The organism is Psychrobacter sp. UBA3480 (genome assembly GCF_002377945.1).
Lineage (GTDB): Bacteria > Pseudomonadota > Gammaproteobacteria > Pseudomonadales > Moraxellaceae > Psychrobacter.
This window is the reverse complement of record NZ_DFQV01000032.1, coordinates 19,641-35,092: the sequence shown is the minus strand read 5'-3', so window position 1 is coordinate 35,092 and position 15,452 is coordinate 19,641. Positions and strand designations below refer to the sequence as shown.

The window sequence follows — 15,452 nt, the reverse complement described above, 5'->3', positions numbered from 1 at the left end:
TTAATAATGCCAAAGTTTATTGAGGAGGCTGTAGTGTCCACAGAGCCAACAGGCCAAAAAGAGCCAATCAACCAATTAGAGGTGATTAGTCAAGTAGAACCGACCAATCTATCCTTAATTCCAAAATCTGTACTAGAATATGCTGAAAGTAAGTGGCTAAGAATGTGTATTGATGCATATTTGAAAGGCACAAAAAGACATATAGACAGTTTAGATAAGCTTTATAAAGGGATAGCTGAATTAAGTGTTGAAGATGCTAAGTCTTTACTTCTTTTTGAATTGAGATTAAGCGGTAACTTCGATAAGATTTTGCAATATGATGATGATGATCTTAAAAACTTACTTGCTTTCCAGATAAAAAGCTATACAGATCCGATTCATAGATTTCACTTATTAATTGATACTAAAATAAAAAATGTTTTGCCTAATGCATATACAGCGTGGTTCAAAAATGACCTAAGGTCTTCGCTTTATCTTGCAGGTTTAATGCAAAGAACACTTGAAGAAAATAGAATAGTAAAAAAAGGTAGTGAAGAGTTTCTAACATATATTAATGACTATATACGTTTTAATGCATATGGTTACATATCTGAAATTCAATACAATATTCCTTCGATGGAGCATAGCTTTACTGAAAACCCAATGAGCTACCAAAGTGGTAATGGAGCCATCGACGTAATGCTTGGTTTAAAAGATTTATACTTAAACAATGTAACGCCTACTAAAGAGATTAAATGGATAGATCTTACTAATGATGAACAAATTCAATATCTTTACGAAAGATTGATTAAGCAGGGGTGTCTCATTCTTAATAAGAATTTTTTTCCTAATAGTACAGAGGAGATGTATTATTTGATTCTTGCCAGTTTTGATAGTTTATCAAACTCTACTGGTAGTTCAGGTATAAGAGAAGGAAAACATAAAGACAGTTCAGCAAGACAGTTTGTATTGTCTCTCGTAGAAAAATCTTGGAAGGCCGCGGATAAACGTGCTGATAAGTCTGAATCAGGTAAGCATAATAATATTAAAGTATATAAAAAGAATGAAAGTAAGTTGGAAAGCCTAGTTTCAAAAGGCTCTACAACTACAAGTAAATTAATAAATGAGCTGATTATAGAGGAATACAATAAAACATTTAAGTAGACAACAGAGGCTATCTTGCTCCACAGCTAAAGTAGTAATTCCCTCTAGTTAGTGAATATAGTCTTGCAAATCATCTACTGTGAGCCCTTGGTTTAGCAAGGCTCTAATCAAGGATTGCTTATCAGCATTTTGTAATGAGTCAGGACGTTTGCTTGCTAATGAATGCTCAATCTGCTGACGAGCAGTTTGGAAGTCCACAACTTCGCCTTTGTCTCTTAGTAAGTCTAAAAAATCAGCCCAAACCTGCATGATTTTACGACGTTCTTCTAAGTGTTGCGCGTGGTTATACACTGCGCGAATGCTACTTTTTTTATCATGGGCCATTTGCTTTTCGATCGCATCGCCCATGTATCCAAGCTCGTTCAGATTGGTTGAAGCGATGTGGCGAAAGCCATGTCCTGTCTGTTTACCAGCATACCCTAGTATATCTAGCGCGTTATTGATGAATTCTTCGCTATACGGCTGATGCATGCCCGTGTGATAGAAAACATATTCATATTGCCCTGTGATGGCTTTCATCTCTTCTAGCACTGCGAGCATTTGATCTGATAGTGGTACGACATGCTTACGCACAATTTTAAGATTGTCGATATCAACACGCCATAAACGGTTAGCAAAATCAATGTGTGACCATTTCATCATACGTAGCTCAATGGTGCGACAAAATGAATAGGCTAAGAATTTCATACCCAATCTAGTTTGGTCGTGACCATGATAACCTTCGATAGCTTGTAGTAGGGCAGGTAGCTCATTAATATCTACATGCTTCATGTGCTGACTTTTGGCTTTAGGGTAAAGTGCTTTTAGATCGTCGATTGGGTTTTGCTCAATGATACGTTCACGTTTGGCACGTTTTAAAACATTAGCAACCAAATCAATAGTGCGTCTGGTGACCTCACGTGGTGGTTCCCCTTTATTGTTTACTCGCTTCTCAATCTCATCTGCCATCGAACGGCAATCTTCAAAGCTTACATTTTTTAAAGCAATACCTTCAAAGTTTGGTAACACATCTTTATGCATGCGGTTGTAGTCTTGCTTATAGGTAAGTGACTTTACGTTACGCTTGCGTTCAGCTAGCCAATCTAATGCGTAGTCATTGAATTTCTGCGCGTGGATATTAGTCAGTTTATCTTGACGCTTTTTAACTTTTGGATCTATGCCTTTAGCTAATAGCATTTTGATATCAGTATTCGCTTGTCTTGCCTCAGAAAGAGACATAAGAGGATAAGTACCAAGGGTTATATTTTTCTGCTGACCATTAAAGCGATATGCGTTTATCCAAGTTTTAGTACCTGAACTACGTACCAGTAACTGCAAACCTTGTTGATCACTATATTTGTCTGGACAAGAAGGGGTGCATTTATCAGTGGGCTTAAGTTTACGAATTTTGGTATCAGTCAACTTCATGTTGGTCTATTCCTTGTACCTACGAGCTATACATTTAAAGCGTTAAGGCAATTATGTTGGTCTAAGTCTTATAAATCTAGATCGAATGTTGGTCTAATTAAGATGTATATGAATAATAGACCAACGAGTAGACCAACACAAGCGGCGGGATAGATGTATCACGTTGGGTTGAATTGGGAAAATAGCAGGCATAAAAAAAACGCTAGACGCGTTATTTATAAAGGGTTTGATTAGTGTATGTATGGAATTGGGGCAAGGTGGGAAAACTAAGATTCTATAAGATTGGCGGTGAAGGAGGGATTCGAACCCTCGATACGCTATGAACGTATACACACTTTCCAGGCGTGCGGTTTCAGCCACTCACCCACTTCACCGTTTTTTGAACGCCTAAGTATAGCGGATACCATTTAGAATGTCACGACTTGCGCGCTATCTTTCTTTATTGGCAAGCGCCTGCTAGGATAGCAAGTATGTAACGGCAAGTATAAATGGTTGAAAGTTGAATGATAAGTTTTAGTAGGCTTAAGTACGGATGTAAGAATAGTGCACTGATGGCAGTATTGCTTGTCGCGACGGGTATTACCCAAGCACACGCTGATGATTTGACCCAGTGTAGCCAGTCTTTTTATGGGGGTGTTTATCCTGAATTTACCAATACCAAGCTAAAAAAAGACACACAAGCGCTATGCATGGATGGCTTTGCGGTCATGTACTCGGGGGTATCGCGTACACCGCTTTGGTCAGCAGAGCATCTCGATCGCACACGTCTACAACAAGCTAAGCAGATCGATCGTGAAGATAGCTTTCACGAAGAGAGTAAACTGCCAAAGTCAGCACGAGCCTCATTATCCGATTATTCAGGCTCTGGCTATGATCGAGGTCATTTGGCACCCAATGCCAATATGGCCAATCGCAGCCAGCAGTATGATAGCTTTAGTTTAGCCAATATTGCTCCGCAGTCACCACGTAACAATCGCTACATCTGGCGTAATATTGAATCTGCCACTCGGTATTTAACGCAGCAATACGGTGAGGTGTATACCATCACGGGTGTGGCATTTACTGATAAAAAAACCAAGCAGCTCGCTAACCGTGTCCTTGTGCCTAGCCACTTCTTCAAAGCGGTATATATCCCAGCAACCAATCAAGCAGGCGTGTATTACGCACCAAATGATGAGTCAGAACGCATCGATGTGTTCAGTATCGATGAGCTGACCACTGAGATTGGCATCGATGTATTACCTATGCTAGATAGTCAGTCCAAATCTCAAGCGTTTGACTTGCCATTGAAGGCAGGTGAGAACACAGATACACCCGAGGCGCCAGTGGAGGAGCCTGAGTGGATGCTATTTGTCTGGGCTATTTTAGAATGGTTAATTGCACAGTTGCAAGCTTAAGCTGAAAGTAAGACCCAAAAATAGCCTCATTTCGAAAAAATACAATGTTACTGATAATAAGGATAATCAAATGATTGAGCCATTCGCCAACGACCATCAAAGCATGCAGATTGGTGATCTTGTCATTGAAAATCAAAAAGACAAGATTATTATATATGGTGATATTGATCTCACTTTTGACGAGTTGGGATACGAGCAAGCCCAACAGCTACATGAACTATCGGGGAAAATCGTACAAGCATTTGCAGATAAAAATCTGTATAGCAAGAATGATGCTAAGTCAAAGGAAAATGATGACCAATTAGATAAAGATATCGACAATCCTTTTCTGTAACTCTTTGATATGGTTTTATTTTTATAGAAATAAGAAACTGTAAAAAAATTACTAGGCAAAACCTAAAAATTGCTTATAATGAGTTAAGATATCGCTTGTGTCGCTCGAATCTTTAACCAAAAGCTTATAAGTTGTCATGGTAACTATCATTGAAAAAGGTCGAAACCGTAAAGCTCGTAATGAAAGGTTCTAGCAAAGGATAAGCATAGGACAACAGAAACATAACGTTTCGCGTAATCATTGTATGAAGGGAGTCAATCTATGAAATTATTTACAAAGACCACTTTAGCAGTTGCTGGTATTGGTATTGCTAGCATGGCATTCGCCGCTGACCCATTAGCCAACACTACTTGGCAGACATATGATGAAGGCAAGCCAAAAGGTACGGTAAAGATCACTGAGTCAAATGGTGTGTTGACCGGTACTCTTATTGCTACTAACTCAGCTAAAGGCAAAAAGCACGTTGGTACGACCATTATTAAAGGTCTACAAGCTGATGGTGGTGGTAAATATAGTGGTGGTACGATTACTGACCCTGAAAAAGGCAAAGACTATCGTATGACTGCAAGCTTAAGCGGCAACACGTTGAAGCTAAAAGGCTATATTGGCCCATTCTCTCGTAGTCAAGAGTGGAAAAAGAAATAAACTAAAGAGTTAGTTTTAGCGTAATACATAAAAATCCCGCGTTACCGAAAGGTCTCGCGGGATTTTTTACGTTTTAGATTCAAGCTTATATTTTATATATTCAATAGGGGAGATCTTTAAACACTAAAATTATAAACGCTGATACTACAGTAGGTAGTATCAGCGCATTTAAAAGCAGTCTTTAGCTTACTTGAAAGGAGCTTATCTTATAAATTCTGGGTAAGCTTCCATACCACATTCTGCAATATCAGCACCTTCGTACTCGTCTTCTTCAGAGATACGTAGACCGATAACCAGCTTGATGATAGACCACACCACTAGGCTGGCAATGAATACCCAAGCAAAGATGGTTGCAGCACCCACAATCTGACCGATAAAGGTAGATGCTGGGTTAGTGATAGGTACAATTAGCAGACCAAATAGACCGACCACACCGTGAACTGAGATTGCACCAACTGGATCATCAATCTTGATTTTGTCTAAGGCTAAGATTGATAACACTACAATGATACCGGCGATAACACCAAAGATAGTGGCTTGTAATGCAGAAGGGGTTGAAGGCTCAGCAGTAATGGCTACTAGACCAGCTAGTGCACCGTTTAGGAGCATGGTTAGATCCGCTTTACCAAAGATGATGCGGGCTAAGATTAAGGCACCGACAGCACCACCAGCAGCAGCAGCATTAGTGTTCAAAAATACCATTGCAACAGCATTCGCACTAGCGATGTCGCCTAATTTAAGCACTGAACCACCGTTGAAACCGAACCAACCCATCCACAAGATTAGTGTACCGAGTGCTGCCAACGGTAGGTTAGCACCAGGAATAGCGCGTATCTCTCCATTAGGGCCATATTTACCTTTACGTGAGCCTAAGAGCAATACACCTGCTAGAGCTGCTGCTGCACCTGCCATATGCACGATGCCAGAGCCTGCAAAGTCGGAGAAGCCCATGTCGCCTAGGTTGAATAGGCCAAAGACATCGTTGCCGCCCCATGTCCAGCTACCTTCTAGTGGGTAGATAACACCAGTCATGACCACAGCGAATAACAAGAATGACCACAGTTTCATGCGCTCAGCAACGGCACCTGATACGATTGACATACAGGTCGCTACAAAGACCACTTGGAAGAAAAAGTCTGATGCGGCAGAGTAGACAGAGTCGCCACCGAAGCCGTTTTCAGCAGAGGCTGCTAGGGCGTCTTCTACTAACGTATCACCGCCTGCAATTCCGCTTAAGAATAGATCGCCACCATACATAATCGCATAGCCGCATACCATATACATGATACTAGCCGTTGCAAATAGTGCGACGTTTTTGGTTAAGATTTCGACTGTATTTTTTGATCGGACCAGTCCGGCTTCTAACATAGTGAAGCCTGCTGCCATCCACATGACCAACGCACCACATATCAAAAAGTAAAACGTATCGAGCGCATATTGGAGCTCAAAGATTTGACTTTCCATTTAAATTCCCCCTTGAATTTATAATATAGATATCGGCATTACCGATAGATAAAAATGCTGTAAGAGTCTGTACCTATAAGTTTATGCCCGTAGGTAGGTCTTCAAATTTAGATAGCGTCAGGTCCTGTTTCACCCGTACGGATGCGGATAACTTGCTCAAGTGCAGTGACGAAAATCTTGCCATCACCAATCTTACCAGTGCTAGCGATACGAGTGATTGCCTCGATAGCAGGCTCAACCATCTCGTCGATCACAGCGACTTCGACTTTTACTTTAGGTAAAAAGTCCACCACGTATTCTGCGCCGCGATAGAGCTCTGTATGACCTTTTTGACGACCGAAACCTTTGACTTCAGTGACAGTGACACCTTTAACACCGATGTCGGAAAGCGCTTCACGCACGTCGTCGAGCTTAAACGGTTTTAAGATCGCAGTGATTAGCTTCATAAAAAATTCCTTATTTGTGTGATGCCGCAGATTGATAGAAGTACTATGATGCATCATCATATCTCTGCCTTGCTTACTGTAAGTTATTCAAGAACTGTGCCAACCTACTCAAGGGGGGAGGTAGAATTGGCGTTGTTCATTAAAAAGTAATAACAGTAGTAACATAGAGTATGGGCTACGATGCAACGATTAGAGCCATCGCTACAAGCATAATAAAGGTGAATCAATCTTTAGCGTTTGGTTAACGAAAACTTTATTATAACCAACTTTTTGAGTGCTTGGGGAGGCTATCCCTTTATTTCATGTGACGATTTGCTAACTTGAGTTTGGTCGTTAGCTTGGCCTTTTCATGCAAGCGTATCAAAGATGAATGGCGGGAAGGTAGAGAGAAAATAGAGATAAGCATCAGAGCCTAACATAGTAGTCAGACCCCTGCGCTTAGGTAGATAAAGGGTTTGGACGTGTTGATATATATGTCGTTATGCTTTAGGAAATAGTAGATAAGGAGTTTTTGTGCTGACCAATAGCTTTTTTGTATCGCTACCTTGTAGTAATTCGCGTAGACGAGATTGGCCAAAAGCCCCAGTCATAAGTAAACCGATATCATGTTGGTTTTGATAGTAGTTCAAAGCCGCTGCAACATCACGGCAGTCAAGCAATGTCTTTTTAGATTTGATACCCGCCTGTTTGAGCTTCGCATAGGCTTCACGCAACGCATCACAGTTATCAGAAGTTTCCTTGCCAACCATCACAATATGAACCGTTAGTGCACGCACCAGTGGCGTTTTACACAGCCAATTTAGTAGTTTATGGCACGTTGGACTGTTATCAAACGCAAATAAAGCAGTAGTAGGGGGCAAAAATGGTGCATGTGTCACCAAAATAGGGCAGTGGCTGACTCGAATAAGTTGGCTCAGTGTAGATTTGCAAGTGACATGATGCCCTATAACGATCAATTGTGCTTGGTCATCGACGTAATCAATGCTCTGATTGAGGTTCTCATGACGATGCAATGTATATGTTTTTAGCTTATGACGCTGCTGCTCACAATACGAGGTAGCTTGAGATAATAGCAGTCGGCCCTGCGCTTTTAGCTCACAGTTACTTAGATGCTCTTTGGATGTGAACTGTTCGAGCAAAGCGTTTTCATCATCAATATTGAGGCAACCAGAATAATTAATAGCGGCTTTTTGCTGCAAGCTTGGCATCGAGTGCAATAAGCCAACAGGCGCGCGCAGGCGAATAGAAGCCCACATACTGGCCTCTAGTACCGCTTGAACATGATCAGGACAGTCCAAGCAAGCAATCACACTATCTGGTTTTAAATTACTCATAAAACGACCACATCATTTTAATAATAAAAATCGGCTATCTCAGTTTAGGGTTGGCGTATGCAAAATACATCCAACCCTTTTACCAATATAACTGTCTATTAATATCCGATACATTAGCCATAGACTAAGAATATAGCCACATGGCAACCGCGTAGATTCGCTTAGTAGTTTCGCTTAGTCTAACAAGCCAATGTCTCGGCGGTCATGAACAGAGAAGCGATCAATCAGTGTTCGACTCGCATTGTTGAGTCCTACCACTTTGACATCAATGCCTTCACGTTGCAAGCGCATCACTAGCTTGTCTAAGGTGTCAACAGCGCTGACATCCCAAAAATGCGCTTGGCTTACATCAATCTGAATACTGTCTACAGCCTCTTTGGTATCGAAACTATGCAAGAACTGGGTGGTAGAGGCAAAAAATACCTGCCCTTGAACATAATAGTAGCGGGTATTGCTGCTGTCATCATATTCACTAAAAATGGTTAAGAACTGACCAATTTTATTAGCAAATGCTAAGGCAGATAGTAAGACACCTACGCCGACACCGTAAGCTAAGTTGTGAGTAAAGACGGTAGTCAATACAGTCGCCAGCATGACAATATTAAACGACATGGGATGCGTCTTAAACTCGCGAATAGACTGCCAGTTAAATGTACCAATCGATACCATAATCATGACTGCAACCAAGGCTGCCATTGGAATTTGACTGACCCATTCGCTCAAGAACACGACCATAATAAGAAGAACAACACCAGCCATCAAAGTAGATAGACGTGTACGACCACCAGATTTGACGTTGATCATTGATTGGCCAATCATCGCACAGCCTGCCATACCACCAAAGAAACCTGATACGACATTAGCCATACCTTGACCACGACACTCTTTGTTTTTATCACTTGGTGTATCGGTCAATTCATCGACGATCGTTGCTGTCATCATAGACTCTAAAAGACCGACAATGGCAAGCGCGATAGAGTAGGGCGCAATAATCAGCAAGGTATTTAGGTTTAATGGAATGTCAGGTAACAAGAATACTGGCAATGAATCTGGCAAATCACCCATGCTGCCAACGTTACGAATATCGAGATTCATATACATCGCAACAGCGGTCAAACCTACAATACAAATAAGCGGCGAAGGAACGATGCGACCGATTTTAGGGATAAGCGGAAACAGATAAATAATCGCTAAACCAGCTGCGGTCATGATGTAAACAGTCATGCCAACACGCTCAGTCATTGGGTTCAGTTCTGGTAATTGCGCAGCAAAAATCAATATTGCTAAAGCGTTGACGAAACCGATCACCACTGAGCGGGAGACAAAGCGCATCAGATTACCAAGCTTTAGAATGCCCATCACGACCTGAATGGCACCGCAAAGCAAAGTTGCGGCAAGCAAATATTGCAGACCGTGGTCAGCAACCAAGTCGACCATGACCAGTGCCATCGCGCCAGTTGCTGCCGAAATCATACCTGGACGACCACCGACAAAACTGATCACTACCGCGATACAAAATGAGGCATATAAGCCAACCTTTGGATCAACACCAGCGATAATAGAAAAAGCAATGGCTTCTGGAATAAGAGCTAGGGCTACAACCAAACCCGATAAAACGTCACCGCGAACATTGGAAAACCACTCGTCACGCAAGTTATCAATAAAAGATGTCATAAGTAAACTACATAGGGTTAGAGGCAAAAAAGTAATCATTACTCATTTATAAAATGATCGCGTCGCTAATAATAGCTATTCATTTTTCTTTTACTTCAACATGCACTAGGTCATGTTGCTGTGTTGAATTGTGAGAAACTAATAACCGAGGTATCTAACTAATAACCGAGGTATCTACTGATTTTTTTGGTATCAAAAATACGCTCATCAATAATCAATACGATGATAAGGGCAGTAAATTACCTAAAAATATTTTTTAAAAGATTGCTTAAAATAGGCAACTAGATAGATGTACCTACAATAATATATAGAGTCAGCAATCACTTGCTGTAGTAGAAGGTGATATATCACTCGTCAAATTATCAAAATTGTCTGATACACCCTTATCACAACAAGAATCGTTGATGAAGAGGCATGACAATAGCGCGATAAATGTGACAACATGCTAAACTAAAATGCTTGAGCAATGCGCTCAGCAAAATACTGATAAATATTAATCAAGCTGACTATTATAGCATTAGCCACTTAATATAAAAACAGGCGAATAATAGCATAAAGTCATAAAAAATCAGTACCGAAATCTGAACGATGGCGTTAAGATGCTGCACATCTTAGCGGCGTCGATTAGAGTCGCTATACAGCATACTTATTTGATGCAATTTTTCTCGTTTAATAGAAGGAATAGATATGACCACTAATACAGCAACAGAAGCCTTACTTCATAAGGGTAGTGGTCTACAAGTCGTAGTGGGTTTGGGGCAGTCTGGATTGTCAGTCGCGCATTATCTGGCCAAGCAAGGCTATCAAGTCGCAGTCACTGATGCTCAAGTTACCCCTAAATTGGCCGATCAGTTGCCAGCCGAGATTGAGATTCGTCAATTCGGTGAGATAGATGCCGATTTATTGCAGCAAGCGGCACGTATTATTATTAGCCCAGGTATTTCTCTTGAGACTGCCGCTGTGGCTGCTGCTCGCCAAGCCAATATTCCTGTAGTTAGTGATATTCAACTGTTCTGTGAAGCGTGTACCGTACCCATCGTAGCGATTACAGGTTCTAATGCTAAAAGTACGGTCACTACGTTAGTTGGCCAAATGGCAGCAGATGCTGGCGTTAACGTGGGTGTCGGCGGCAATATCGGTGTACCAGCTTTAACATTGCTAGCGAATCCTGATATGGAGCTTGCGGTGCTTGAGCTGTCTAGCTTTCAGTTAGAAACCGTCACCAACTTGGGCGCAAAAGTAGCAACTGTGCTCAATATGTCGCCTGATCACTTAGATCGTCATGGAGATATGCTTGGCTACCATCAAGCCAAACACCGTATATTCCAAGGTGCTAAATCGGTGATGATTAACCGCGAAGATGCACTTACTCGTCCATTGGTCGCAGACAACCTACCGAGAATTAGTACGGGTATTCATGCCCCTGATAAAGGTCAGTATGGTCTGATTACCGACACAGAAGGCCAAACTTATCTTGCTCGTGGTACAGAACGATTACTGTCGGCAGACAAACTGTTGATTAAAGGTCGTCATAATCTACTGAATGCGCAAGCGGCTCTGGCACTTGGTGAGCTTGCAGGATTACCGCTAGAGAGTATGCTGACCACTTTGCAGCAGTTCTCAGGTCTTGAACACCGCTGCCAATATGTGGCTAATGCTGCTGGTATTGATTATTTCAATGATTCTAAAGGCACTAATATTGGTTCGACCATGGCCGCTATCGAAGGCTTGGGTGCAGTCTATGCGCCAAAAGACGGTAAGCTATTATTGATCTTAGGTGGGCAAGGCAAAGGGCAACAGTTTGGTGAATTGACTCCTTTTATCAATCAATATGTGAGCCAAGTCTTGTTTATTGGTGAAGATGGTCAGCAGATTGAACAACATCTCAGAGCTGCAAAATTGAGTGATGATGTCGCACTACATCAGTGTCAGACACTAGAGAACGCATTTGCGACTATTCAACAAGTCACTACCAGTAGTTTATCGCAAGTACAAGCTGTATTGCTGTCACCCGCTTGTGCTAGCTTTGACCAATATAGTGGTTATGCGGCTCGCGGTGACCACTTTAGCCAACTGGTCAATCAATTAGACATCGCACAATCAGAAGCTTTATAGGTAGTCGAATATATTAAGCAGCTATATAGGTTGGCATGGCAGATGTCTATTCTCTAGCAACAGCCAGTATTTTCTGGATAAATGATTGTTTTGCTTATAGATTACTGCTACTGTCAAGCATATAATCCTGATTGCTAAAATAGGTGCTAGCTAAGGCGTTTGCCGATGGTTACAGGTTTTCTATCACCATCTATTTAGTACGATTTATTTTATGATTTTTTAAACGGTGGCGTTTCATAGACGCCGTGTTTTTTCGTTTGTTAGTGTATATAAAATTATGGCGCTCTCTTCTTTTTTTCGTTCCTCGCCCCAAACCAAGCAAACCTCTGGCTCAGACGGTGTTCTGTCTATGCCGTCAGCGCGCGCAATTTTATTATCAAGCGTCGGCTGTATGATGGTGCTTAGTCTGCTGATGGTTGCTTCTGCTTCTATTCCTTTTGCGCTTAGCCGCGGTATGACAGAGCTGTATTTTTTCAAAAATCAGCTGTTGTATATGACAATTGGTTTAATCGTTGCGGTTATTCCTTATTATAGCGTGTCTTTACGCACCCTATATAAGACCGAGACCCAGTTTGCTTTGTTAGGCATCACGGGGCTATTACTTGTTGCCACATTGTTTAGCACACCAATCAATGGTTCCAAACGCTGGCTTACGGTAGGTGGTTTTAACTTTCAGGTAGCCGAGTTAGCCAAATTGGTCATGATTGTGTTTGTATCTGACTTTGTGGTGCGGCGATCTTTTGAAGTTCGTAATGGCTTAGATGGCTTCTTGCGAATTATGCTGGTAGTGGCGCTGATAACGATACTTCTATTGTCGCAGCCAGATTTTGGTTCTTTTGTCGTCATTATTGGTACGCTGTTCGCGATTTTTTATATCGCTGGGGCGCCTTACAAGCATTTCTTAGCATTGGGTGCTGCTGCTGTTGGCGGTGCAGTGTTGATGGTGACTACGGCAGAGTACCGATTGGTGCGTGTGATGTCGTTTATGGATCCATTCGATGACGTGCAGGATACCGATTATCAGCTCGCACGTAGTTTGATCGCCTTTGGCCGTGGCCAGTTCACGGGTGTCGGCTATGGCGAAAGTGTACAGAAACTGTCGCATTTGCCTGAGGCACATACGGATTTTTTATTAGCCATTACAGGTGAAGAGTTAGGGTTTGTCGGTGTCAGCATGGTACTGATACTTGAAGCGTTGATCATCGGTAGTGCGATGCGTATCAGTTACAATGCGCTAAAACGTCGTCAAATGCGTATGAGCTATACCGCTTTCGGAATCGGCGTGGTATTTATTGCCCAGACGATTATTAACGCTGCGATGAACATGGGTGCCATTCCAACCAAAGGTCTCACTATGCCGTTCTTTAGTTATGGCGGTTCGTCTATGTTGATTAGCTTGGTTATGGTCGCGCTATTATTGAAGATATATAAAGAAAGCCCTGAAATAGAAAAAAGCCAATGCCGTTACTATTAATAGGTTTTGTATACAATGGGCTTGGCATAATGTAGCTTCAGAGTTTCGGTAAATATTGTGCAGTACTATTGCAATAAAAAGCGTCACTCATAGTGGCGCTTTTTATCGTCTATTTATAGCTTTTGAACTCTTATTAATAGGACAAGTTTAATTGCTGCTTGCCTTGTAGTGGGGTATTGTCCCATTGCACAATGGCTTGTTTAAGCATGTTTACTGGGGTATCAATATCGACTTTTGCTTGCTGCAGTAGCGATAGAGCTTCAGCAATAAGTTGACTCGGGTCTGATGTGTCGATGGGTTGAGCAAGGTTTTGTTTAGAGAGTTTTTGACCGTTGGCATTATTAATCAATGGCAAATGATACCATCGGTCAATAGTAGGTAGGCGGGCGGCTTGCATGATACCGATTTGCGCAGTCGTCATAGGTAGAATATCAAGGCCACGCATGATATGAGTAACCTGCTGTAGACCATCATCGAGGCTAGCTGCCAGTATGTAATTAATCATACCATCCTGACGACGAGCGACCATATCGCCTAACGTCTGCTGCGGATTATCCCATTGTAGTCCCTGAATACCGTCATTGAAGCCAATCCGATAGTCTGGTAGTCGAATACGTAGCTTATGCTGCTGTCTATCAAGGTCAGCTGCCACACAGCGACGTGGATACCGCTGTCTATTTGGCTGTACTTGATCAATTGATGAAACTTGTTCGTTTAATGACGTTTGATCGGTCACCGCGGCTAAGCTAGCACGACTATGGTTTCTACTTATCTCTTCTTGCGCCCAGTACTGTTCTAAGTCTTTACGGGAGCATTGGCAGCCATAGGTCAACGGCCCTAGGTATGATGATAGATAATCGTTGTAGATATCAATGCGCTCAGACTGATAAATAACATCACCATCCCAATGTAGCCCAAGTGCCTCAAGATCCATTAAAATTTGCTCAGTGAACTGCCTGTCACAGCGTTCAGTATCGGTATCTTCCATACGCAACAGCCACTTACCACCGATTGATTTGATATGGCAAAAGCTGGCAAGCGCGGTGGTTAGAGAGCCAAGATGTAACTCACCCGTTGGTGAGGGCGCAAAGCGGCCGATAGGCTGTGATGGTAACGTTTGAGTTGGCATGACGGTAGGCATTGTTTTCAAAATAAATGGCTGTCTATAAAAGGTAATAAAGATAGAATAATAAATATAAGTATCAAAAGATATTCATTAAATGAGATTGTTTTGTTAGTCATGTCATTATTCAAGCGATTGTGTTTTTCAGAGCAAAATTAGTAATGCAGCAAAATAGTGACAGTCTAAAATACAAAAAGCGACCTATTATAAGGTCGCTTATGCTTACATTTATATCTGCAATATCTGATCTAAGCGCCTTGGTTTTGACGTTCTTTGATTTCAGATAAGGTTTTGCAGTCGATACATTGGGTAGCGGTTGGACGTGCCTCAAGGCGACGTAATCCAATCTCTACACCACAAGTCTCGCAAAATCCATAGTCATCATTTTCGATTTCTAACATAGATTTGTCGATTTTGCGGATAAGTTTGCGCTCACGGTCACGAGTACGTAATGCCAATGCAAACTCTTCTTCTTGAGTGGCACGGTCATTGATGTCTGGCATGGCGCTTGACTCATCTTGGATGTAGTTTTTGGTACGATCCGCTTCGCCAATCAGTTGGTTTTTCCAATCCAATAAAATAGCCTTAAAGTGCTCCAACTGCGCATCAGACATATACTCTTCGTCTTTGGCCGGCACATAAGGAGTAAATTTAACTTCACTCGGATTCGTGGTCAGGGTGCTCATATGGGTATCCTACTTTTTCAAATTAATTCAATAAAACGACGTATCAAAAGACAAGACGTTATTAATGCTACAAACGCTACAATTTGTCCTTTTATCAAACGTTTCACCACTTGGTAATACAAGTAACACAGCTGATCAAATAATATCGTAAACTTTATATCCTGACAGTTATATACCGATTGTTAGATAGGTTGTTATACAAACTTCGGT

At 41.7% G+C, this 15,452-nt stretch carries 13 protein-coding genes and 1 tRNA gene; 6 read left to right on the top strand and 8 right to left on the bottom strand.

The genetic code is table 11. From position 1 onward, the window contains the following. Window positions 1-33 precede the first annotated feature (33 nt). Window positions 34-1,143, top strand: a complete 1,110-nt coding sequence (locus B2863_RS12640) for a hypothetical protein (protein ID WP_296211227.1) — start codon at window positions 34-36, stop codon at window positions 1,141-1,143. A 48-nt stretch (window positions 1,144-1,191) separates the two neighbouring features. Here B2863_RS12640 and B2863_RS12635 read toward each other — a convergent pair whose 3' ends face one another. Further along, a complete protein-coding gene (locus B2863_RS12635; protein WP_296211225.1) occupies window positions 1,192-2,550 on the bottom strand; it encodes a tyrosine-type recombinase/integrase in 1,359 nt (452 codons plus the stop codon). A gap of 283 nt (window positions 2,551-2,833) precedes the next feature. Next, window positions 2,834-2,924 (bottom strand) — tRNA-Ser (locus B2863_RS12630). 177 nt (window positions 2,925-3,101) lie between these two features. Here B2863_RS12630 and B2863_RS12625 point away from each other — a divergent pair. From B2863_RS12625 to B2863_RS12615, 3 genes are all read left to right on the top strand, one after another. Next, window positions 3,102-3,947 carry a DNA/RNA non-specific endonuclease gene (locus tag B2863_RS12625; protein WP_296211223.1) on the top strand — a complete coding sequence of 282 codons (846 nt, stop codon included), beginning with the start codon at window positions 3,102-3,104 and terminating at the stop codon, window positions 3,945-3,947. Window positions 3,948-4,017: 70 nt separating this feature from the next. Beyond that, window positions 4,018-4,281, top strand: a complete 264-nt coding sequence (locus B2863_RS12620) for a hypothetical protein (protein ID WP_201569227.1) — start codon at window positions 4,018-4,020, stop codon at window positions 4,279-4,281. Between the two features lie 261 nt (window positions 4,282-4,542). Beyond that, a complete protein-coding gene (locus B2863_RS12615; RefSeq protein ID WP_261869150.1) occupies window positions 4,543-4,926 on the top strand; it encodes a DUF2147 domain-containing protein in 384 nt (127 codons plus the stop codon). A gap of 201 nt (window positions 4,927-5,127) precedes the next feature. Here B2863_RS12615 and B2863_RS12610 read toward each other — a convergent pair whose 3' ends face one another. The 4 genes from B2863_RS12610 to B2863_RS12595 all read right to left on the bottom strand — a co-directional run bounded on the left by B2863_RS12610 (window position 5,128) and on the right by B2863_RS12595 (window position 9,844). After that, window positions 5,128-6,390, bottom strand: a complete 1,263-nt coding sequence (locus tag B2863_RS12610; protein WP_057762031.1) for an ammonium transporter — start codon at window positions 6,388-6,390, stop codon at window positions 5,128-5,130. A gap of 107 nt (window positions 6,391-6,497) precedes the next feature. Next, window positions 6,498-6,836: a P-II family nitrogen regulator gene (locus tag B2863_RS12605; protein ID WP_010197981.1), complete on the bottom strand. Its 339-nt coding sequence runs from the start codon at window positions 6,834-6,836 to the stop codon at window positions 6,498-6,500. Between the two features lie 479 nt (window positions 6,837-7,315). Beyond that, on the bottom strand, window positions 7,316-8,170 hold the full coding sequence (locus tag B2863_RS12600) for a universal stress protein (protein ID WP_102092102.1): 855 nt from the start codon (window positions 8,168-8,170) through the stop codon (window positions 7,316-7,318). A gap of 174 nt (window positions 8,171-8,344) precedes the next feature. Then, window positions 8,345-9,844: a SulP family inorganic anion transporter gene (locus B2863_RS12595; protein WP_057762027.1), complete on the bottom strand. Its 1,500-nt coding sequence runs from the start codon at window positions 9,842-9,844 to the stop codon at window positions 8,345-8,347. A gap of 687 nt (window positions 9,845-10,531) precedes the next feature. On the opposite strand from B2863_RS12595, the gene murD reads away from it, so the two are divergent. Together murD and ftsW are read left to right on the top strand one after the other, a co-directional pair. Beyond that, window positions 10,532-11,959, top strand: a complete 1,428-nt coding sequence (gene murD / locus B2863_RS12590; RefSeq protein ID WP_296211215.1) for a UDP-N-acetylmuramoyl-L-alanine--D-glutamate ligase — start codon at window positions 10,532-10,534, stop codon at window positions 11,957-11,959. Between the two features lie 277 nt (window positions 11,960-12,236). Further along, window positions 12,237-13,433 (top strand): putative lipid II flippase FtsW, encoded by a 1,197-nt coding sequence (gene ftsW, locus B2863_RS12585; RefSeq protein WP_201569220.1) that lies wholly within the window; start codon window positions 12,237-12,239, stop codon window positions 13,431-13,433. A 133-nt stretch (window positions 13,434-13,566) separates the two neighbouring features. Here ftsW and gluQRS read toward each other — a convergent pair whose 3' ends face one another. Together gluQRS and dksA are read right to left on the bottom strand one after the other, a co-directional pair. After that, a complete protein-coding gene (gluQRS, locus tag B2863_RS12580; protein ID WP_296211211.1) occupies window positions 13,567-14,562 on the bottom strand; it encodes a tRNA glutamyl-Q(34) synthetase GluQRS in 996 nt (331 codons plus the stop codon). A gap of 242 nt (window positions 14,563-14,804) precedes the next feature. After that, window positions 14,805-15,242 carry an RNA polymerase-binding protein DksA gene (gene dksA, locus B2863_RS12575; RefSeq protein ID WP_057762021.1) on the bottom strand — a complete coding sequence of 146 codons (438 nt, stop codon included), beginning with the start codon at window positions 15,240-15,242 and terminating at the stop codon, window positions 14,805-14,807. Between the last annotated feature and the right edge of the window lie 210 nt (window positions 15,243-15,452).